Below are 20,381 nucleotides of genomic sequence, written 5' to 3'. Positions count from 1 at the left end.
TGATAACGCCCATGAGGCTCAGGACGAGCGGCGGCGCACGCGGAGCTTGATCGGGGTGGCCCCGAGTTCGAGGTCTTCACGCAGTCGGCGCTCGAGGAATCGAAGGTAGGTGGGGTGCAGCTCGCGGTTGGTGAACAGCGTGAAGGTCGGCGGGTCGGCCGCGCCCTGGGTGGCGTAGAGCACCCGTGCACCGTGGGGAGCGGGCTGGGCCTGCTGGGCGGCCCGCAACACCTGGTTGACCCGCCTGGTGGGCACCCTCGTGTGGTAGTCGGTGATGGCGCGGGTGAGGGTCGGCATCAGCTGGTGAACCCCCTTGCCGGTGAGCGCACTGACCTTGAGGATCGGCGAGTCGCCCAGGAAGTGGAGACGCTGGTCGACCTGGTAGAGCACGTCGGTGCGTCCATCGGCGTCGAGGATCTCCCACTTGTTCAACAGCACCACGATCGGGCACCCGGCGGCATCGATGCGCTCGGCGAGGCGCTGGTCCTGGTGGGTGATGCCCTCGGTGGCATCGATCACCAGCAGAGCCACGTCGGAGGCATCGACCGCCTTCAGCGCCCTCACGAACGAGTAGTACTCGGTGCCCTCGTCGATCCGGCTCCGTCGACGCATGCCCGCGGTGTCGACGAACCGGATCGGGCCGTCGGGCGTGTCGACCACGGTGTCGACCGCGTCCCGGGTGGTGCCCGGCAGGTCGTGCACGATCGACCGGTCGTCGCCGATCAGCCGGTTGAACAAGGTCGACTTGCCCACGTTCGGTCGTCCCACGATCGAGACCGCAAAGATGCGTTCGGCGTCGGGATCGTCGCCGCCACGGGCGCCGCCGCCGCCGGCCTCATCGACGGCGGGCGCGTCGAGGGCTGGCGCGGCGACGGGTTCGGGAAGCTGGTCGACCAGCGCGTCGAGGAGATCGCCGGTGCCGCGTCCGTGCAGGGCACTGACCGGCCACGGCTCGCCCAGCCCGAGGCCCATCAGCTCCCAGGCAGCCGCCTCATGGCTGGTGTCGTCCACCTTGTTGGCTGCCACCAGGACCGGGACCGTGCCGCGCTGGAGCAGCTCGGCCACGCGGCTGTCCTCTTCGGTGATGCCGACGGTGGCGTCGACCACGAACAGCACGGCGTCGGCGTCGGCGATGGCGCGCTCGCTCTGCTGGGAGACCTTGGCCTCGAGTGTCGAGCCCGACGGCAGCCATCCGCCGGTGTCGACGAGCCGGAACGGACGTGATCGCCACTCGGCCTCGACGTCCTTGCGGTCGCGGGTGACGCCGGGTTTCTCCTCGACGATCGCCTCACGGCGGCCGAGGATGCGGTTCATCAACGTGGACTTGCCGACGTTCGGCCGGCCGATGATGACCACGACCGGTCGCGCATCATCGGTCACCGGTTCGCTCCCGACAGCGACCGGGACCGATCGCCCAGGTCGAGGGCGTCGCGCAGCGCGATGCCGTCGGTGGCGATGATCTCGACCGGCCTCGGGAGATCGGCCGGGGTCAGGCCATCGAGGAACCGCCCCTGGGAGAGGCAGACGTCGGGCAACAGGTACCGGTGTCCGGAGGGCTGATCGGCCAGCGTGCGCGCCAGGTCCTCCCCCACCATCAGCCCGGTGACCCCGATGTTGCCGCCGAAGTACCGGTTGGCGACCTCGACCACCCGGACATCGTGGCGGCCGGCGCCGGCCACGAGCGGTTCGAGGACACGTGCGCCGAGCGGTCCGGTGAGCAGTGCCACCGGCGCCCCCCGACGGGGCCCGATGCGCAACCCCGTCTCGGAGCTCGAGCCACATGGCACGGGCGCCTCGGTGGTGCGAGGAGCCCGATAGCCCTCGGCGGGAGCACCGTCGACCCAGGCGAAGAAGCCGCTCTGGGGACCCGTGGGTTCGGCGACACGCCCGGTGAACTCCAGCTCGAAGGTGCGGGCCATGCCGATGCCGTCCTCGTGCATGGGGAACCCTTCGTAGGTGTCGGGCTCCGGGAACGGCCGATCGGCGAGGAGGTAGTACTCGTCGGCGGCGAAGACCAGGCGGTGCCCCAGCACCGTGTGGTAGATCTCCTGCCAGTCCTCGACGGTGTCGACCACGGTCGCGGCCTCGGTCCGGGTGTGGGGGCGCATGCGGGCCTCGTTCGAGTGGCGACTGACCCCGAGTGGCACCACGCACAGGCTGGCCAGCTCCGGGTACTGGTCGAGCACCCCGGCCAGTGTGTCGTCGAGCACGACGCCGTCGTTGATCCCTGGACAGACCACCACCTGGCCGTGCACCTCGATCCCGTGATCGAGCAGGGCGCGAAGCCATCGGAGGCTGGTGGCCCCACGCCGGTTGCGCAGCATGTCGACCCGAACGGCGGGGTCGGTGGCGTGAATGCTCACGTGCAACGGCGAGAGTCCCTCGGTGACCACCCGCTCGAGGTCGATCTCGGTGAAACGGGTGAGCGTGGTGAAGTTGCCGTACAGGAACGACAGCCGGTAGTCGTCGTCCTTCAGGTACAGGCTCTTCCTCATTCCCGGTGGCAGCTGGTAGATGAAGCAGAACTCGCAGTGGTTGTCGCAGGTGCGCACCTGGTCGAACAGTGCCGAGTGCACCTCGGCCCCCAGGGCCGCTCCGTCGGGCTTGGCGACGGTCACCTCGATGATGAGTCCGCCGCGGTCGATCTCGAGCACCGGATCGGGTCGATCGACCAACAGCCGGTAGGCGATGACGTCTCGGGGCACCTCACCGTCGATGGCGGCGATCTCGTCGCCGACGGCCAGACCCGCAGCAGCAGCCGGGGAGGACGGGGCGAGCGCGACGATGCGAGGGCGGGACACCCAGCAAGGATAGGGCCCGACGCCGCCGATCGGTACCCTCGGGGTCGTGGACGTCGATCGTGTGCTGCTCGCCGCTCCCCGTGGCTTCTGCGCCGGGGTCGAGATGGCCATCAAGGCGCTGGCCTGGATGGTCCGGGCCTTCGACCCGCCGGTGTACTGCTACCACGAGATCGTGCACAACCAGCGGGTCGTGCAACGCTTCGAAGACCTGGGCGTGATCTTCGTCGACGACATCGCCCAGGTGCCCGCAGGCCGGCCCGTCATGCTCTCGGCCCACGGATCCGCCCCCGAGGTGGTCGACGCCGCCATCGCCAGCGGCGGCTACGTCGTCGACGCCGTGTGCCCGCTGGTGACCAAGGTCCACCACGAGGTGAAGGTCCGCTCGGGCAAGGGGTACCAGATCGTCTACGTCGGCCACGAAGGCCACGAGGAGGCCGTTGGCACCATGGCGGTCGCGCCCGACTCGATCCATCGTGTCGAGACCGTCGACGAGGTCGGGGACCTGCCCGCGTTCGAGCAACCCGTCGCCTTGCTGGCCCAGACCACCCTCAGCCACCGCGACTGGGCGGGGGTGATGGACGCCACCCGCTCGAGGTTCCCCGATGTGTGGCTGCCGGGACGCTCCGACCTCTGCTTCGCCACCACCAACCGGCAGTCGGCCCTGATGCAGATCGCGTCGGACTGCGACGCCGTCGTGGTCATCGGCTCGGCCAACTCGTCGAACACCCGCGCCCTGGAGAAGCTGGCCTCGGAACAGGGATGTCCCCGGGTCTACCGGATCAACGATGCCGCGGAGCTGCCCGACGACCTCGCCGGCACCATCGGTGTCACCGCCGGGGCCTCGGCGCCCGAGGAACTCGTCGATGCCGTGATCGATCGCCTCGCGCCGCGTCGGGGCGTCGAGGAGGTCCGCATCACCGACGAGGAGGAGTACTTCCCACCCCCGCGTTCATTGCGGGAGCTCCTCGGCGCGGTCGATGTCATGGCCACGCTCTCGCTCGGCGGCCCGTTGGGCGGGGCTCGCCCGGGCGTGAACGACCGCGCCATCAGCGCCAGCGAGGTGCTGGCCGCGCTCTGACCCCCCACACTGGCCGCCATGCTCCGTGCCGACCTCCACACCCTGCGCATGACCCTGCACATCCTCGCGGCGACGGTGTGGGTCGGAGGCCAGCTCACCCTGGCGGGACTTGTTCCCGTGGTGCGTTCCTTCGGGCCCGATGCCCCGAGGATCGTCGCCCGGCGGTTCAACGTCATCGCCTGGTCGGCCCTGGGTGTGCTCCTGGTGACCGGCATCTGGTCGGTGTTCGAGGCGGGAATGGCTGATCGCCCCTCCGAGTATCACATCACCCTCGGCGTCAAGCTGCTCGTCGTCGGCCTCTCCGCTGCGGGAGCAGCCGTGCACGCCTTCGGACGCTCCCGTCTCGCGCTGGCCGCCGGTGGGGCGGTCGGGCTCCTCGCAGCGATCGGCGCCGTGGTCCTCGGGGTCATGCTCAGGGGATGAGCTCTGCTACCCGACAACACAGCACCCACCCGACAACACAGCACCATCTGAGCCACACTGGTGCCCATGACTTCCACCTTCACCCGGATGGATGAGTCCACCGCCGAGCAGTGGGCGCACATCGGAGCCGAGACCAACCGCAACCAGGGACGGGTCGCCGAGGCCATCCTCGGCCTGCTCGGTTCACTCGACACGGTGGTCGACGGGTTCGCCACCGACCAGCTCACCCACTGTCTGCAGACCGCGACCCGAGCCGAGCGGGCCGGTGCCGACGACGAGGTGGTGTTCGCCTCGCTGTGCCACGACATCGGCAAGGCCATCAGCGTGCCCAACCACCCCGCCATCGCGGCCGAGATCATCCGACCCTACGTGCGCGACGACGTCTACCACATGATCCGGACCCACCAGGACTTCCAGGGGCGCCACTACTACCACCACTTCGGCGGCGATCCCACGCTTCGCGACCAGTACCGCGACGAGCCGTGGTTCGCGCTCACCGAGCGCTTCGCCGACGAGTGGGACCAGACCTCCTTCGACCCCGACTACGACACGTTGCCGCTCGAGCACTTCGAACCGCTCGTTCGGCGTCTCACCGCGCGGGTGGCTCACCGCGACATCGCCCGCGCCGAGGACTGATCCCGGTTGGGGTCGCCCGCGAGCGGTAGGCGGTTGGCGCCATGACCGACGCCGAGCCTGATCCCGACGAGCCCGACGAAGGAGCCTCCACCCCGGACCCGTCCGACGATTCGCCCCTGACGGAGGCAGCCCCCACCGTCGCGCTGGCCGACCACCGCCTGACCAGGGCAGGCGTCTTCGCCTGGAGCGTCATCGGACTGCTGATCCTGCTCCTCGCCCTCCTCAAGTTCGTCGACATCTTCAGCCTGGTGGTCGTCCCGCTGGTGATCGCCCTGCTGCCGGCTGCGCTCCTGTCACCCCTGTCCGAGTGGGGAAAGGCCCGTGGCGTTCCCCCAGCGCTGGTGGCAGCGGTGCTGGTGCTCACGTTCCTGTTCGGGCTCATCGCCCTGCTGGTGGCCATCGGGTGGCTGATCGCCAACGAGCTCACCGACCTCACGGCAACGCTCGAGGACGCCTACGCCGACATCACCGACTGGCTCGAGACCCGCTTCGAGGTCACCATCCCCGAGGTCGACGAGCTGCTGGAGTCGGTCGAGGAATGGGCCATGGGGCTCGACGTCAGCGGGTCGGCCCAGCAGGTGGCGTCGATGACGATCGAGGCGCTGAGCGGCATCCTCCTCGCGCTCATCGCGCTGTTCTTCTATCTCAAGGACGGCCACCGGTTGGCCCAGTTCGCGCTCGACATCACTCCGGCGCGCCTCCGTGGCGACATGTCCGAGGTCGGACGCCGGGTGTGGGCGACGCTGGGCGGCTACTTCCGTGGACAGATCGTCGTCGCCGCCGCCGACGCGGTGTTCATCGGCATCGGACTCGTCCTGCTCGACGTCCCGCTCGCCATGCCCCTCGCCATCCTGGTCTTCATCGGCGGCCTGTTCCCCATCGTTGGCGCCTTCACCGCCGGGGGTGTGGCAGTGCTGATCGCGCTGGCCGACGGAGGTGTCGGCCTGGCCCTGGCGGTGCTGGTGCTCAACGTGGCCGTGCAGCAGGCCGAGGGGAACCTGCTCGAGCCGTTGATCGTCGGTCGGGCGACCAAGCTGCATCCCCTCGCGGTGCTCGCCGCGCTCACCGCCGGCGCGGTCACGCTGGGAATCCTGGGCGCCTTCCTGGCCGTCCCGGTCCTGGCCAGCGTGGTTCGGGTGGTCGGCTACGTGTTCGAGCGCGACAGCGAACGCGCCATCCAGCCCGGCGAGACATCTCCCTGAGACCCGGCCGGCGCGCTACACACCGGCGTCGTCGTCGACCTCGACCGTGCGGTTCATGGCGCTGACCACCGCCCGCAGCGATGCGTTGAGGATGCTGTCGTCCATGCCGACGCCCCAACACACCGTGCCGTCGCGACGCTTGGTCTCGACATAGGCTGCGGCCTCGGCCTCCGAGCCGCGGCCGACCGCGTGCTCGGAGTAGTCGGTGATGTCCAGGTCGGCGACCTCGCCCACATCGGAGACGTGCTCTCTCAGTCCCGAGACGAACGCGGCGAGCGGCCCGTTCCCCTTGCCGATCACCGTGTGTGGCGCACCGTCGACGGTCAGCTGCGCGGTGGTGGTCGTGGTGCCGTCGACCGTGGAGATCTCGGCGCTGCGCAGCTGGATCCGAGGCGACTCGGGCAGGTAGGTCTGCTGGAAGTGGGACCAGATCTCGGCCGCGCTCACCTCGGTTCCGGTGTCCTCGGTGACCTTCTGGATGGTCTGGGAGAACTCGATCTGCAGCCGGCGGGGCAGCGTGAGTCCGAACTCCTCCTCCATCAGGTAGGCCACGCCGCCCTTGCCGGACTGGCTGTTGACCCGGATGACCGCCTCGTAGGTGCGCCCGACGTGCGCGGGATCGATCGGCAGGTACGGCACGCCCCACTCCGGGTACTCGCCGTCGACCTCGGTGGCCCGCAGCGCGGCGAACCCCTTCTTGATGGCGTCCTGGTGCGAACCGGAGAACGAGGTGTACACGAGGTCGCCGACGTAGGGGTGACGCAGGTGCACCGGCAGACGGTTGCAGTACTCGGCCACCCGCCGGATCTTGTCGATGTCGCTGAGGTCGATCACGGGATCGACGCCCTGACTCATCAGGTTGAGCGCCAGGGTGACGAGGTCGACGTTGCCGGTGCGCTCGCCGTTGCCGAACAGGGTGCCCTCGACGCGGTCCGCCCCGGCCATGACCCCCAGCTCCGCAGCTGCCACGGCCGTGCCTCGATCGTTGTGTGGATGCAGGCTCAACACGATCGAGTCGCGGTTGCGGACCGTCCGGCCGAAGTGCTCGATGACGTCGGCGTAGACGTTGGGCGTGTACATCTCCACCGTGGCCGGCAGGTTGAACACGATCGGCCACTCGGGGGTCGGCTCGATGACCTCCATCACCGCCTCGCAGATCTCGATCCCGAAGTCGGGCTCGGTGCCGGTGAAGCTCTCGGGCGAGTACTCGTAGCGCACCTCGGTCTCGGGGACGGTCGCTTCGAGCTTGCGGCACAGCTTGGCCGCGTTGACCGCGATCTCGGTGATCCCCTCGCGGTCGAGGCCAAAGACCACCCGACGCTGCAGCACCGACGTCGAGTTGTAGAAGTGGACGATCGCTCGGCGCGATCCGGCGATGGCCTCGTAGGTGCGCTCGATCAGCTCCGGTCGAGACTGGGTCAGGACCTGGATCGTGACGCCCTCGGGGATCAGGTCCTCCTCGATCAACTGGCGCACGAAGTCGAAGTCGGGCTGGGAAGCAGACGGGAAGCCGACCTCGATCTCGGTGTAGCCCATGGCCACCAGGGTTTCGAACATGTGGTGCTTGCGGCCCGTATCCATCGGGTCGATGAGCGCCTGGTTGCCATCCCGCAGATCGACGCTGCACCAGATCGGTGCCGCTTCGATCCGGTGCTGGGGCCAGGTCCGGTCGGGCAGGTCCAGCGGCCGGAAGGGCACGTACTTGTGGAACGGCATCGGTTTGGGGGTTGGTGGAGTGGGAGGCATGGGGGATGGTCCTTCCTGGTGGAGCGGGTGCGCGAGGGGGGCGAAAAACGAAGAAACCTCCCGGCTCTGGGAGCGCAGGAGGTTTCGGCGAGCACCGATATGTGGTGCTCGCCTACACGAGAAGAAGCAGGTCGCGGTCGAAGCGCATGAGAACACCGTGACGTCTCATCGCCCGATTGTCAAGCCTCGTGGTTCGAGGGGACGGGTTGGCCCACCCGGCGTTGCGCGGCATCGAACACCTGCTGCACCTGTCCGTGCAGCGTCGCGGTCAGCGTCTGCACCTCCCTGCGGGTTGCCCGGCCGGTGCCGCTGCGCTCGGGTGGCAGAAGGGGCGCCCCGAACACCAATGTGATCTTGCGGGGCTTCGGCAGCTTCGCGCCCTTTCCCATGGCGACCTCGCTGCCACCGATGCCGACGGGGATGATCGGAACACCGGTCCGACAGGCCAGGAAGGCCGGGCCGTCGAACAGGGGCTGGATCTCGGGCCCGCTCTGGCGGGTCCCCTCGGGAAACAGCACCAGCGGCTCGCCCTGCTCGAGCAGTTGCTGGGCGGTGCGCAGCGCCAACCGGTCCGCCGTTCCCCGAGCCACCGGAAAGCCGCCCAGCGCGGTCATGAACCAGGCCCAGAACCGCCCGGCCTTCCACAGCGAGTCCTTGCCCATGAGCCGCAGCTGACGACGCGTGACCGCCTGGACGAGCAACGCGTCGAGGTTCGACCGGTGGGCGGGGGCGACGACGTAGGCCCCCGAGGGTGGAAGGTTTCGAACCCCCACCGTCTCCACCCGGAAGTACACCTTGAACGCCGCCACCGTCACCGTCCGCACGACGAGATAGACCAGGCGTTGGATCCTGGAGAGCGGCACGGCCCGAGTCTCGGGATCAGCCATCGAGCATCCTCACGATCACATCGAGCACCTCGTCGACGGTGCGGTCGGTGGTGTCGACGATCGTGGCGTCGTCGGCGGTTCGCAACGGATCGCTCCCTCGTCCCTGATCGAGGGCGTCGCGGCGGGCCAGGTCGGCGGCGACGGTGTGGTAGTCGAGATCGGTGACCTCCTTGGACCGTCGGGCGGCCCGGACCTCGGGCGAGGCCGTGAGGTACAGCTTCAGCTCGGCATCGGGGAACACCACCGTGCCGATGTCGCGTCCCTCCAACACCCCGCCACCGCGCCGCCGAGCCCACTCGCGCTGGCGGCTCACCAACTCGGCCCTCACGTCGGGGTTGGCGGCCACGATGCTGACCGCTCGGGTGACCTCCGGCCCACGGATCTCGATGGTGGCGTCGACACCGTCGACCCGCACGCCGTCCTCGTTCACCACGAGGTCGAGGTCGCGCGCGATGCGGCACACCACCTCGGCATCGGCCGGATCGACGCCCCGGCGCAGCGCGGCGAAGGCAACGGCGCGATACATGGCACCGGTGTCGAGGTACTCGAGGCCGAGTCTCGCCGCGAGCAGCTTGGCGATGGTCGACTTGCCCGAGCCCGCAGGGCCATCGATGGCGATCACTCTCATCGGGCCGGGACCCTACCCGCCGGCCGTACCGGAGGGCATCCTGAGCCGGTCGAGTCGGTCGAAGAAGTCCGGAACGGTCTTGGCGACACATCCGGGATCGGCGATGGCGATGCCCTCGGAACGGAGGCCGAGCAACGCGAAGCTCATCGCCATGCGGTGGTCGTGGTAGGTCTCGATCACCGCGGGGACCGGGCGACCCGGATGGATCGTGAACCCGTCGTCGTGCTCGTCGGCGGCGATGCCGCACCGCCTCATCTCGGTGACCACCGCAGCGATGCGATCGGTCTCGTGGCCCCGGATCAACCCCACCCCGCGCACACGGGTCGGTCCCTCGGCGAAGACCGCGACCGCGGCGACGGTCTGGGCCATGTCCGGCATGTCGGCGAGATCGATGTCGACGCCGTGGATCACGGTGGGACCCGTCACCGCGGTGGCCTCGCGTCGACGATCGACCACCGCACCCATCGCCTCGAACACCTCGACCACGCCCAGGTCGCCCTGGAGGCTCGCGCCCCCCAGGCCGTCGACCCGCACCTGACCACCACAGATCATCGCGGCGGCGAAGAAGTACGACGCCGCACTGGCGTCGGGCTCGATCCGGTAGTCGGTGGGTCCCGGGCCACCCGGTCGTACCCCGTAGCGGCGGTCACCATCGCTCGTCGCATCGACCCCGAACGTCTGTAGGACCTCCACGGTCATGTCGAGGTAGGGGCGTGACACCACCTCTCCTGTCAGTTCGACGGTGAGTCCGTCGGGGAACATCGCCCCGGCCAGGAGGAGCCCGGACGTGAACTGACTGGAGGTGGATCCATCGACCTCCAGACGCCCGCCGTGGGCCTGGGGTCCCGAGATGACCACGGGGAGGTGGCCCGGCCGAGCCTCGTCGTCGACCTGGGCGCCCAGGCGACGCATCGCGTCGAGCGTCGGGCCCATGGGCCGTTCGCGCAGCGGCGGGTCGCCATCGAGCACATAGGGTCCTTCACCCAACATCAGCACCGGGAGCACGAACCGCGAGGTGGTGCCGGACAGGCGGGCGTCGATGGTGATCGGGCCCGGACGCGGCCGGCCACCGAACCCGGTCACGTGGCAGATGTCCGGGTCGAGGTCGACCCGGGCGCCGAGGGTCTGCATCGCGGCGGCCATGGCCTCGGTGTCGTCGGCGACCAGCGCGCCCCGTAAGGTGCTGGTGCCCTCGGCGAGCGCGGCCAGCACCAACCCACGGTTGGTCAGGCTCTTCGAACCCGGCACCGCGACATCGGCGTCGAGTGGCCTCTCGATCGGAGCGATCGCCCGTGCGGTCACTCCAGTCGCCTCGACGACGGACGGTAGTCACGCGCCATCAGGCCGCCGACCAGGCGCTCGGCGAGATGCGCATCGACGACCAGCACCAGCAGCCCCTTGGTCCCCTCGGCGCTGTGATCGATCTCGATGTCGTAGATGTTGACGTCGAGATCGGTGGCGAGGGTGGTGATGCCCGACAGCTCGCCGGGGCGGTCGGTGACCGGCACCCGGACCTCGCTCAGCTCGCCGGGGCGAACCGACCGGCTCGGCAGCGAGTCACGGGCGGTTCGGGCCCGAGTCAGGGCGCCCAGCAGCGGTTGGCGTTCGGCGTCGGCCACCATCTGCCTGAAACCACCGAGGGCGCCCATGAGCTCGTCGAGCGCCTCGGTGATGGCGTCCTGGTTGGCCGCGCAGATGTCGGGCCAGATGCCGGGGTGGCCCGACGCGATGCGGGTCATGTCGCGGAAGCCCCCGGCAGCGAGTCGCAGCAGGCCGCGGTGCTGCTCGGACCGGGCGTCGGCCAGCGTCATCAGCGCCGCCGCGGTCAGGTGGGGCACGTGGGACACGACGGCCACCAGCTGGTCGTGGCGCTCCGGGGACACCTCGACCACCTCGGCTCCCAGCGAGGTGACGATCGAGCGGACCAGGGTGAAGGCCGCGGGGTCGGTGTCCGCGACCGGCGTGAGGACCCACACCGCGCCCTCGAAGAGATCGGCGCTGGCCCCGTCGATCCCCTCCTGCTCGGACCCGGCCATGGGGTGTCCGCCAACGAACCGCGGATCGGCGATCGAGGCGACCACCCTGGCCTTCACGCCACCCACGTCGGTGACCACCGCTCGGGTCGCCGCCAGGGCCTCCTGCACGGCCGAGGAGATCTGATCGACCGGTGTTGCGACGAACACCACCTCGGCGTCGGGATCGAACCCGATGTCGGTGACGGCGCCCAGCTCGATCGCCCGATCGAGTCGGGCCCGGTCGTGGTCGACGCCCGAGACCAGCCACCCGCGCTCACCCAGGGCCAGCGCGAGCGAACCGCCGATCAGGCCGGTGCCGACCACCACCGCCCGCCGCGGGGTGGCGTCCTCGGCGTCGCTCATCGGCATCGGGCTTCGGTGACGGGATCGTGCATCTGCGGGATGCTACCCGGGGCGACCGCCGCCCCCGGCCGCTTTCGCTTCCAGCGCGCGCACCTCGGCGGTGGTGAGATGGCGCCAATCGCCGGGAGCGAGACCTCGGTCGGCCAGGTCGGCGATGCGGGTCCGCACGAGGCGCCGAACGGGGTGCCCGATGGCCTCGCACATCCTCCGCACCTGGCGGTTTCGGCCCTCGTGGATGGTGATGCGCAGGACCGAGGGCTCGAGCGCGGACACCTTGGCGGGGGCGGTCGGTCCGTCGTCGAGCTCGATGCCCTCCCGCAGCCGGCGCAGCGACGCCCGCGACGGAGCGCCCTCGACGTGGGCCAGGTACTCCTTGTCGACACCGAAGGACGGGTGGGTGAGACGATGGGTGAGCTCGCCGTCGTTGGTCAGCAGCAGGAGTCCCTCGGTGTCGGCGTCGAGACGACCGACGGGAAACACCCGTGGCTCACCCGGCACGAGCTCGACCACCGTGGGACGGCCGTGGGTGTCCTCGGCGGTGGTGATCACCCCGTGGGGCTTGTTGATCAGGTAGTACACCAGACCGGGTCGAACCGAGACCGCCACGCCATCGACCTCGATCCGGTCGGCGTCGACGTCGACCCGCCGCCCGAGGACGGCCACCTCGCCGTTGACCGCCACCAACCCGTCCTCGATGAGCTCCTCGCACCGGCGACGACTGCCCAACCCCGCTCGCGCCAGGACCTTCTGGAGCCGCTCGCCTTCGGCCAGCTCGTTCCCGGCACCCACCGCTACTCGGTCGGGTGGTCGCCGTTGGACGACTCGCGGGCCTCGTCGGGCTGGGGCTCCAACCGCAAGCCCTGCTCGAGGGCCTCGACCACCTCCGCGTCGGGCACGAAGTCGCCGAGGGGCGGCAGGTCGGCCAGCGAGTCGAGCCCGAGGCGTTCGAGGAAGGTCTGGGTGGTGCCGAACAACACCGCCTGACCGGGACCTGGATCGCGTCCGATCTCGTCGATGTAGCCACGCTGTTGGAGGGTGCGCATCACGCCGTCGACGCTCACCCCCCGGATGGCGGCGATCTGGGCCCGCGACACCGGTTGCTTGTAGGCCACGATCGCCAGGGTCTCCAGCGCGGCGGCCGACAGCCGGGCCGACTGGCCGTCGAGCACGAACCGCTCGACGTAGGGCGCCTGGTCGGGATGGCTCTGGAAGCGGTAGCCACCGGCGACCCGCACGAGGACGAACCCCCGTTCCTCGGCCTCGTAGTCGGTGGCCATCGTCTCGCACAGGGACTCGACCCGGGGCATCGGCAGCTCGACCAGCTGCGCGAGCAGCTGGGGGTCGACCGGCTCGTCGGCCACCATGAGAACCGCCTCGATGGCCCGGCGGGCCTCGGCGATCAGCACCGGGGAGTCGGGGGCGTCGGGGGTGTCGCTCATCCGTCGTAGACGTCGATGGCGGCCAGGTCGGCATGGTCGTGGTCGGAGCCGGCGAGCCACACGATGTCGATCTCGCCGAAGGTGGCCGGCTGGGACAGATCGATCAGTCCCTGCTTGAACAGCTCGAGCACCGCGAGGAACCGCACGACGACCTCGAGGCGGTCGACCAACGACGAGGTCAGAGCCCGAAACCCGATCCGGCCGACTCGGGGTAGCTCGTCGACGAGCTCCTCGACCGCGTCGGCCACGCTGAGCCGGATCGGGGCGACGTGGTCGAGCTCGACGCGTGGAGCGGGCTTGGGGGCGGTCGCCCGCAGGAACGCATCGCGCAGGTGAGCCGGGGTGACGCCGTCGAGCAGGTCGGGAGCGAGCTCGGCGAACCGCTCCTCGAGTCCGGCGGTGCGAGGGTGGCTGCGCCCGGCGTCGGCTTCGAGCCCTCGGAGCACCTGAGCGGCGTCCTTGAACGTCTTGCATTCGAGCAGGCGCGACAGCAACACGTCTCGCTCTTCCCAGAGGGCGAGCTCGTCGTCGAGGTCGATGCCGCCGTCGTCGGGGAGCATCCGCCGGGTCTTGAGCTCGACCAGGGTGGCGGCGATCAGGAGGAACTCGGTTGCCAGGTCGAGGTCGAGATCGAGGTCGCCCATTCGCTCGAGCTCGGCGAGGTAGGCGTCGACGATGGCCGACAGCGACACCTCGTAGAGGTCGACCTGTTCACGGAGGATGAGGTGGAGCAGCAGGTCGAAGGGACCCTCGAACACCTCGGTCTGCACGGCGACGGTCACGTGTCCGATCCTACCCCTGCAACTGGGTAGCGTCGGTGCATGCGCATCCTCGTCACCGGCGGTGCCGGATACATCGGCAGCCACACCGTGGTCCTGCTCATCGAGGCGGGTCACGAGGTGGTCATCGTCGACGACTTCTCCAACAGCAAGCCCGAGGCCGTACGACGCATCGCCGGGCTGACCGGGCGCGCACCAGAGCTGTGCACCCTCGATCTCCTCGATGCCGACGGGGTCGACGCTGCCGTCGCCGAGCACGGGCCCGAGGCAGTGATCCACTTCGCAGGTCTCAAGGCGGTGGGTGAGTCGGTCGCCCAGCCCCTGCGCTACTACCGCAACAACCTCGTCGGCACGCTCAACCTGCTCACCTCCCTCGACCGGCACGGTTGTCGGACCCTGGTGTTCTCCTCGTCCGCCACCGTGTACGGACCCGAACCGGTGCTGCCGCTGCGCGAGGACGCCCCCACCTCGGCCACCAACCCGTACGGCTGGTCGAAGTACATGATCGAACAGATCCTGGCCGATCTGGCGGCCGCGGATCGGTCGTGGTCGGTGGCGTCGCTGCGGTACTTCAACCCCGTGGGGGCGCACCCGTCGGGCCGCATCGGCGAGGACCCCCAAGGCATCCCCAACAACCTGTTGCCGTTCGTCACCCAGGTGGCCGTCGGTCGGCGCGAGCGTCTCGACGTGTTCGGCGACGACTACGACACCCCCGACGGCACCGGCGTCCGCGACTACCTGCACGTGGTCGATCTGGCCGCCGGGCACTTGGCGGCCCTGCACCGCCTCGTCGAGGTCGGGGGACACCACGTGTGGAACCTCGGTACCGGGCAGGGCCACAGCGTGTACGAGGTCATCGCTGCCTTCGAGCGGGCCACCGGCATCGACATCCCCCACCGGGTGGTCGATCGGCGACCGGGTGACATCGCCGCCTCCTATGCCGATCCCACGAAGGCCAACGAGGAGCTGGGCTGGACCGCCGATCGCACGATCGACACCATCTGCGCCGACGCGTGGCGCTGGCAGTCCCAGAACCCCGAGGGCTACCCGGGCGACTGACCGCCTCGGCCATCGACGAACGGGGTTCTTGGCGGTGCTCCCGCTCCCCTACCATCAGCGCCCATGGTGAGAGTCTTCTCCGGTATCCAACCCAGCGGCGACCTGCAGCTCGGCAACTACCTCGGAGCCCTGCGCCGGTTCGCCCGCGAGCAGGACGAGGCCGACACCATCTTCTGCATCGTCGACCTGCACGCCATCACGGTGCCCCAGGACCCCACAACCTTGCGTGAGCGCACGATCCAGATGGCGAACCTGTACCTGGCGTCGGGGATCGACCCCGAGCGCTCCACGTTGTTCGTCCAGAGCCACGTGCCGGCCCACACCGAGCTGGCCTGGCTGATGGAGTGCACCGCCAGCTTCGGCGAGCTCAGCCGCATGACCCAGTTCAAGGAGAAGAGCGACCGCCGCGACTTCGTCTCGGCCGCGCTGTTCACCTACCCGGCACTGATGGCAGCCGACATCCTGCTCTATGACACCGACCGGGTACCGGTGGGCGACGACCAGCGCCAGCACCTCGAGCTGTCCCGCGACGTGGCGATGCGGTTCAACAGCCGCTTCGGCGAGACCTTCGTCGTCCCCGAAGCCGCCATCCCCAAGACCGGTGCCCGGGTCATGGACCTGCAGAACCCCACCAACAAGATGTCCAAATCGGCCGACTCACCTCAGGGCACCGTGTCGATGCTCGACGAACCGGCGGTGATCGAGCGCAAGTTCAAGCGGGCGGTCACCGACAACGATGCCGAGGTCCGCTACGACCCCGAGGCCAAGCCCGGCGTGTCGAACCTGTTGTCGATCCTGGGAGCGGCCACCGACCGCCCCCCTGGGGACGTGGCCGCCGACTACACCCAGTACGGGCCCCTCAAGTCCGACACCGCCGCTGCGGTGATCGAGGTCCTGGCCCCGGTGCGAGCGCGCTATGCCGAGCTGGCCGAGGACCCGGCGGCCACCTCCAAGCTGTTGGCCATCGGTGCCGGGCGGGCCCGCGACATGTCCGCCCCGGTGCTGGCCCGGGCCCACGACCGCATCGGGCTCCTCCCCCGCTCCTGAGTCTCGTCCCTCGACCGTCCCACCTCGCGCCGACAACGACTGCCCAGGCCGCCGCCCCTGGGAGGCTCCGATCGCGGGCCCGACCCCCTCTGCCGGCAGAGACCGACCCACGAGGGCTCCCTGTGCCGGCAGAGCACGTTCTGCGAAGATCGCCCGGCCTCGATCGCTCAGTCGTCGTCGCAGGCCTTGAGCGCTTGGCCGATGTGGGCGGGCACGGTCCAGTCATCGGGCCCCAGGTGGTGCTCTCGGGCCCAGGCCACGGTGAGCGAGTGCGACTCCGCCATGGCCAGCAGATCGCCACCGAGCTCGGGGTGCCGCAGGTAGAGCCCCACCCGGCGCACGAAGCCCTTGGCCTCCGACCAGCGGTAGGCCATGTGGTGGCCGGCGACGGCGCCCGAGACCGTGGCGATCACCCGACCATAGGTGCCCAGACCCGCCACGCTCTTGCCCACGTCGTGCAACAGGGCGGCCGCGAGCACCTCGCGACCGGCGTCGTGGCCCAGCGCCCGCTCGACGCGGCGTGCCACCAGCACCGAGTGACGGCGGTCGGGCCCGCGCAGGGCCCGCCACAGCTCGAGCTCGGCCTCACTCAGCTGGGTGGCGACCCACTCACGGTCGGTGGCCGACGGCCCGCCGGGTCGCAGCGACGTGACGAACCGCCGACTCAGGTGCGAGAGGTGAGCCACCTGCTCAGCGTAGGTGGTTCAGGCGTGGTCGATGCAGCGCCGGGTGGCCGGCATGGCCTCGAGCCGGGCGTCGGCGATCGGCTCGCCACACACCTCGCACAGCCCGTAGCGACCCTCGTCGAGCGCGGCGAGCGCCTCCTCGACATCGTCGAGCTGCTCGCGCAACGAGTTGGCCAGGGACTTGTACTCGCCCCGCTCGGCCGCGACCTGCCCGGAGTCTGCGAACCCACCGTCGAAGGTCAGCCCCTCGTCGGAGTCGGCAGCCAGCTCCTCGACCTGCTTGCTGAGGCGGGTGCGCTCGACCTCGAGGTCGTTGCGAATGCGGTCGCCATCGCGGACGTCGTCCATTGGTCCAGGCTAGTCACTCTGGGCTTCCGGGGCGCGCCGATCGTGAGGATCGTGGTCGTGTGGCCCGAGGGTGGGCCTGGTCGTACACCGCCCACAGACGCTCGGTGGAGACCAGCGTGTAGACCTGGGTCGTGCTCACCGACGCGTGACCGAGCAGCTCCTGGACCACTCGGAGATCGGCCCCGTGATCGACCATGTGGGTCGCGCACGAGTGTCGCAGCACGTGCGGGGTCAACAGCTCGTCCAGCCCGGCCCGCCGCCCGTGCTTGCGCACCACCCCCCAGGCGCCCTGACGGGTCAGGCGGCCGCCCCGGGCGTTCAGGAAGACGGCCTCGGCATCGCCGCGCCGTTGCCAACGGGACGGCGCCAGCGCGCCCCGGCCGGCATCGTCGAGCCACGCCTCGAGCGCCAGCCCGGCCAGCCGACCGATGGGCACGACCCGCTCCTTCGACCCCTTGCCGTACACCCGCAACCGCCGAGCGTGGACATCGATGTCACCCAGGGACAGACCGACCAACTCGGAGATCCTCGCGCCGGTGCCGTAGAGCACCTCGAGGATCGCCCGGTCCCTTCGGGCGACGGCGTCGTCACCGACGACCGACGCCAACAGGGCGTCGACCTGGCCCTCGCTCAGCGCCTTGGGGATGCCCCTGGGCACACCGGGTGAGTCGATCTCGGCGGTGGGGTCGACCGCGGCCATCTCTTCGTCGACCAGGAACCGGTGCATCGAGCGCACCGCCACCAGGCGCCGGACCCGGGTCGTACGGGCCAATCCCTCCGCGTCGAGCGCGGCCAGAAAGGCGCGAACGTCCTCGGCCGTCGCCGTCTCGACCGACGAGCTGCGCCCGGCCAGGAACGCGACGTAGGCGCGGAGGTCGCGACGGTAGGCCTCGAGGGTGGAGGGAGCACGACCCCGCTCGCTGACCAGCCAGGTGAGGAACTCCTCGACCTCGATCGGCAACACGACCGGTTCCGATCCTGGCGCGTCGACCGGAGCCATTGCGGGTCAGCCGGTGAGCCGGTCGCGGGCGAGCGACAACCCGATGATGGTCTTGGCGTCGGTGATCTCACCCGAGGCGACCAACAACAGGGCGTCGTCGAGCGCCATCGTCTCGACGGTCATGTGTTGCTCCTCGATCCCGTGCGCGGCCCGCGGGACCGCCGCGAGACCGACACCGAGGACGATGGTGGTGCGATGGTCGGTGAACCCGGCAGCAGGATGGAACACCGTCAGCGGCGAGATCTCCTCTGCCCGGTACCCCGCCTCCTCGGCGAGCTCCCGTTGCGCGGTCTCCTCGGGGGCTTCGCCCTCGACATCGCACATCCCCGCGGGAATCTCCAGCAGGAGCTGTTCGATCGGTGCACGGAACTGGCGCACCAACACGACCTCCCACTCTCCTCCGGGTGCCCGATCGACCGCAACGATGCCCACCGCGGCGGGTGTGCGGACCACGTCGCGGGTGAACTCGGTGCCGTCTTCGGCGACGAAGGTGGCCTCGACCAGAGACAGGATGTGGCCCTGATGGATCTGATGCTCGCCGACGCGCCGGAACCCGGTCACGAAGCGGTGGCAGATGGCCTGGAAGCGACTTCGAGCAGCCGCGGGTTGCGTCCCTCGGCGCGCCCCAACGCCGCACGGATGAGACCATCGAAGAGCGGGGCGGGGCGATCGGGTCGGCTCTTGAACTCGGGGTGGGCCTGGGTGCCGACCCAGAACGGATGCCCCCGCAGTTCGATGAACTCGACCAGGCGACCGTCGGGCGAACTGCCCGAGCACACGAAGTCGGTGCCGTCGAACCTGGATCGGTACCGAGGGTTGAACTCGTACCGGTGCCGGTGGCGTTCGCTGACCACCGCCTTGCCGTAGAGCCCGGCCACCTGCGAGCCCTCGGCCAGCTCGGCCACATAGGCGCCGAGCCGCATGGTGCCGCCCATGTTGGTGACGTCTCGTTGGGTGTCCATGAGATCGATCACCGGATGGGGTGACTGCGGGTCGAACTCCGTCGAGTTCGCGCCGGTGAGTCCCAGCTCGTTGCGGGCGAACTCCATGGTCATCACCTGCATGCCGAGGCAGATGCCCAGACAGGGGATCTGGTGCTCGCGGGAGTAACCGGCCGCGGCCACCTTGCCCTCGATGCCTCGCTCGCCGAACCCACCGGGGATGACGATGCCGTCGAGCTCGCGGAGACGCCCGGCGGCGAGCAGCCCTTCGGTGTCCTCGGCCTGGATCCAGTCGACCACGATGTGGGCCCCGTGGGCGAACCCGGCGTGGCGCAGCGACTCGACCACCGACAGGTAGGCATCGGGGAGGCTGACGTACTTGCCGATGATGCCGATGCGAAGCGGCACGGTGGCGGCCTCGACCCGGTCGACCAGGTCCCGCCACGCCGTCAGGTCGGGATCGGGGGCGTCGAGGCGGAGGACCCCGCACACGTAGTCGTCGAGGCCCTCGTGATGAAGCGTGAGCGGGATCTCATAGAGGCTGGCAGCGTCGGCGGCGTTGACCACCGCCTCGACCGGCACGTCGCAGAGGTTGGAGATCTTGCGCTCGAGGTCGGGGCCGATCGAGGCCTCGCTGCGGCACACGATGGCGTCGGGTTGGATGCCCCGACTGCGCAGCTCTGTGACCGAGTGCTGGGTGGGCTTGGTCTTCTGCTCGCCCGCAGGCCCGATGAAGGGCACCAGCGTGACGTGCACGTAGCAGACGTTGTCGCGACCGACGTCGAGACGGACCTGGCGGATGGCCTCGAGGAACGGGAGGATCTCGATGTCGCCGACGGTGCCGCCGACCTCGGTGATCACCACATCGACGTCGTCGGTGGCCAAGCGCATGATGCGACGCTTGATCTCGTCGGTGATGTGGGGGATGACCTGCACGGTCTTGCCGAGATAGTCGCCCCGGCGCTCGGCGGCGAGCACCGCGGAGTAGATGCTGCCGGTCGTGGCGTTGGAGTCCTTGGTGAGGTTCTCGTCGATGAACCGTTCGTAGTGGCCGAGATCGAGGTCGGTCTCGCCGCCGTCGTCGGTGACGAACACCTCGCCGTGCTCGAACGGGTTCATGGTGCCCGGATCGACGTTGATGTAGGGGTCGAGCTTCTGCATGGTGACCCGCAGACCGCGGGCCTTGAGGAGCCGCCCGAGCGACGATGCGGTGAGGCCCTTGCCGAGCGAGCTCACCACCCCACCGGTCACGAAGATGTGCTTCGCCACAACGCCTTCTTTCCGTCAGCACCAGGACGGAAGC

Annotated in this window: 21 protein-coding genes; 6 read left to right on the top strand and 15 right to left on the bottom strand. The window is 69.7% G+C overall.

The window, feature by feature from the left end; all coding sequences use genetic code 11:
• Nucleotides 1-18 precede the first annotated feature (18 nt).
• Together der and U5K29_01980 are read right to left on the bottom strand one after the other, a co-directional pair.
• Nucleotides 19-1,380: a ribosome biogenesis GTPase Der gene (gene der / locus U5K29_01985; protein ID MDZ7677303.1), complete on the bottom strand. Its 1,362-nt coding sequence runs from the start codon at nucleotides 1,378-1,380 to the stop codon at nucleotides 19-21.
• Nucleotides 1,377-2,801, bottom strand: coding sequence for a DUF512 domain-containing protein (locus U5K29_01980; GenBank protein MDZ7677302.1), 1,425 nt, complete (start codon nucleotides 2,799-2,801; stop codon nucleotides 1,377-1,379). Before U5K29_01980 ends, der begins: the two co-directional genes overlap by 4 nt.
• A 46-nt stretch (nucleotides 2,802-2,847) precedes the next feature.
• Between U5K29_01980 and ispH the strand changes: the two genes are divergently transcribed.
• From ispH to U5K29_01960, 4 genes are all read left to right on the top strand, one after another.
• The gene (gene ispH, locus U5K29_01975) at nucleotides 2,848-3,879 is read left to right on the top strand and encodes a 4-hydroxy-3-methylbut-2-enyl diphosphate reductase (GenBank protein ID MDZ7677301.1); all 1,032 of its coding nucleotides are present in this window, start codon (nucleotides 2,848-2,850) and stop codon (nucleotides 3,877-3,879) included.
• An 18-nt stretch (nucleotides 3,880-3,897) separates the two neighbouring features.
• Nucleotides 3,898-4,302: a hypothetical protein gene (locus U5K29_01970; GenBank protein MDZ7677300.1), complete on the top strand. Its 405-nt coding sequence runs from the start codon at nucleotides 3,898-3,900 to the stop codon at nucleotides 4,300-4,302.
• A gap of 66 nt (nucleotides 4,303-4,368) precedes the next feature.
• Nucleotides 4,369-4,938 (top strand): HD domain-containing protein, encoded by a 570-nt coding sequence (locus tag U5K29_01965; GenBank protein MDZ7677299.1) that lies wholly within the window; start codon nucleotides 4,369-4,371, stop codon nucleotides 4,936-4,938.
• 41 nt (nucleotides 4,939-4,979) lie between these two features.
• Entirely contained in the window at nucleotides 4,980-6,140 is a 1,161-nt protein-coding gene (locus U5K29_01960; GenBank protein ID MDZ7677298.1) for an AI-2E family transporter, read from the top strand.
• A gap of 15 nt (nucleotides 6,141-6,155) precedes the next feature.
• Here the strand turns inward: U5K29_01960 and leuA are convergent, their stop codons facing one another.
• The 8 genes from leuA to U5K29_01920 all read right to left on the bottom strand — a co-directional run bounded on the left by leuA (nucleotide 6,156) and on the right by U5K29_01920 (nucleotide 14,000).
• Nucleotides 6,156-7,856 carry a 2-isopropylmalate synthase gene (gene leuA / locus U5K29_01955; protein ID MDZ7677297.1) on the bottom strand — a complete coding sequence of 567 codons (1,701 nt, stop codon included), beginning with the start codon at nucleotides 7,854-7,856 and terminating at the stop codon, nucleotides 6,156-6,158.
• 209 nt (nucleotides 7,857-8,065) lie between these two features.
• The gene (locus U5K29_01950; GenBank protein ID MDZ7677296.1) at nucleotides 8,066-8,773 is read right to left on the bottom strand and encodes a lysophospholipid acyltransferase family protein; all 708 of its coding nucleotides are present in this window, start codon (nucleotides 8,771-8,773) and stop codon (nucleotides 8,066-8,068) included.
• Nucleotides 8,766-9,401 (bottom strand): (d)CMP kinase, encoded by a 636-nt coding sequence (gene cmk / locus U5K29_01945; protein ID MDZ7677295.1) that lies wholly within the window; start codon nucleotides 9,399-9,401, stop codon nucleotides 8,766-8,768. The genes U5K29_01950 and cmk overlap by 8 nt, the downstream gene beginning before the upstream one ends.
• Nucleotides 9,402-9,413: 12 nt before the next feature.
• Nucleotides 9,414-10,703, bottom strand: coding sequence for a 3-phosphoshikimate 1-carboxyvinyltransferase (gene aroA / locus U5K29_01940; GenBank protein MDZ7677294.1), 1,290 nt, complete (start codon nucleotides 10,701-10,703; stop codon nucleotides 9,414-9,416).
• Entirely contained in the window at nucleotides 10,700-11,779 is a 1,080-nt protein-coding gene (locus U5K29_01935; GenBank protein ID MDZ7677293.1) for a prephenate dehydrogenase/arogenate dehydrogenase family protein, read from the bottom strand. Before U5K29_01935 ends, aroA begins: the two co-directional genes overlap by 4 nt.
• Before the next feature lie 42 nt (nucleotides 11,780-11,821).
• Nucleotides 11,822-12,568 carry a pseudouridine synthase gene (locus U5K29_01930; protein MDZ7677292.1) on the bottom strand — a complete coding sequence of 249 codons (747 nt, stop codon included), beginning with the start codon at nucleotides 12,566-12,568 and terminating at the stop codon, nucleotides 11,822-11,824.
• A 2-nt stretch (nucleotides 12,569-12,570) separates the two neighbouring features.
• The gene (gene scpB / locus U5K29_01925) at nucleotides 12,571-13,218 is read right to left on the bottom strand and encodes an SMC-Scp complex subunit ScpB (protein MDZ7677291.1); all 648 of its coding nucleotides are present in this window, start codon (nucleotides 13,216-13,218) and stop codon (nucleotides 12,571-12,573) included.
• A complete protein-coding gene (locus tag U5K29_01920; protein MDZ7677290.1) occupies nucleotides 13,215-14,000 on the bottom strand; it encodes a ScpA family protein in 786 nt (261 codons plus the stop codon). The genes scpB and U5K29_01920 overlap by 4 nt, the downstream gene beginning before the upstream one ends.
• A 39-nt stretch (nucleotides 14,001-14,039) precedes the next feature.
• Between U5K29_01920 and galE the strand changes: the two genes are divergently transcribed.
• Both galE and trpS read left to right on the top strand, forming a co-directional pair.
• Nucleotides 14,040-15,056, top strand: a complete 1,017-nt coding sequence (galE, locus tag U5K29_01915; protein ID MDZ7677289.1) for a UDP-glucose 4-epimerase GalE — start codon at nucleotides 14,040-14,042, stop codon at nucleotides 15,054-15,056.
• Between the two features lie 63 nt (nucleotides 15,057-15,119).
• Nucleotides 15,120-16,103 (top strand): tryptophan--tRNA ligase, encoded by a 984-nt coding sequence (trpS, locus tag U5K29_01910; protein MDZ7677288.1) that lies wholly within the window; start codon nucleotides 15,120-15,122, stop codon nucleotides 16,101-16,103.
• A 167-nt stretch (nucleotides 16,104-16,270) separates the two neighbouring features.
• Here the strand turns inward: trpS and U5K29_01905 are convergent, their stop codons facing one another.
• From U5K29_01905 to U5K29_01885, 5 genes are read right to left on the bottom strand one after another with little or no spacing between them, the layout of a single operon-like run.
• Nucleotides 16,271-16,789, bottom strand: a complete 519-nt coding sequence (locus tag U5K29_01905; protein MDZ7677287.1) for a hypothetical protein — start codon at nucleotides 16,787-16,789, stop codon at nucleotides 16,271-16,273.
• Nucleotides 16,790-16,807: 18 nt separating this feature from the next.
• Complete coding sequence (locus U5K29_01900) at nucleotides 16,808-17,137, bottom strand: TraR/DksA C4-type zinc finger protein (protein ID MDZ7677286.1); 330 nt, start codon at nucleotides 17,135-17,137, stop codon at nucleotides 16,808-16,810.
• Nucleotides 17,138-17,150: 13 nt separating this feature from the next.
• Nucleotides 17,151-18,101, bottom strand: coding sequence for a site-specific tyrosine recombinase XerD (locus U5K29_01895; GenBank protein ID MDZ7677285.1), 951 nt, complete (start codon nucleotides 18,099-18,101; stop codon nucleotides 17,151-17,153).
• 42 nt (nucleotides 18,102-18,143) lie between these two features.
• Nucleotides 18,144-18,698 (bottom strand): NUDIX hydrolase, encoded by a 555-nt coding sequence (locus U5K29_01890; protein ID MDZ7677284.1) that lies wholly within the window; start codon nucleotides 18,696-18,698, stop codon nucleotides 18,144-18,146.
• Nucleotides 18,695-20,347, bottom strand: a complete 1,653-nt coding sequence (locus tag U5K29_01885) for a CTP synthase (protein MDZ7677283.1) — start codon at nucleotides 20,345-20,347, stop codon at nucleotides 18,695-18,697. The genes U5K29_01890 and U5K29_01885 overlap by 4 nt, the downstream gene beginning before the upstream one ends.
• Between the last annotated feature and the right edge of the window lie 34 nt (nucleotides 20,348-20,381).

Source organism: Acidimicrobiales bacterium (assembly GCA_034521975.1).
Taxonomy (GTDB): Bacteria; Actinomycetota; Acidimicrobiia; order Acidimicrobiales; family SKKL01; genus SKKL01.
The sequence above is the reverse complement of the archived record's forward strand: the minus strand, read 5'-3'. Positions and strand labels throughout refer to the sequence as shown.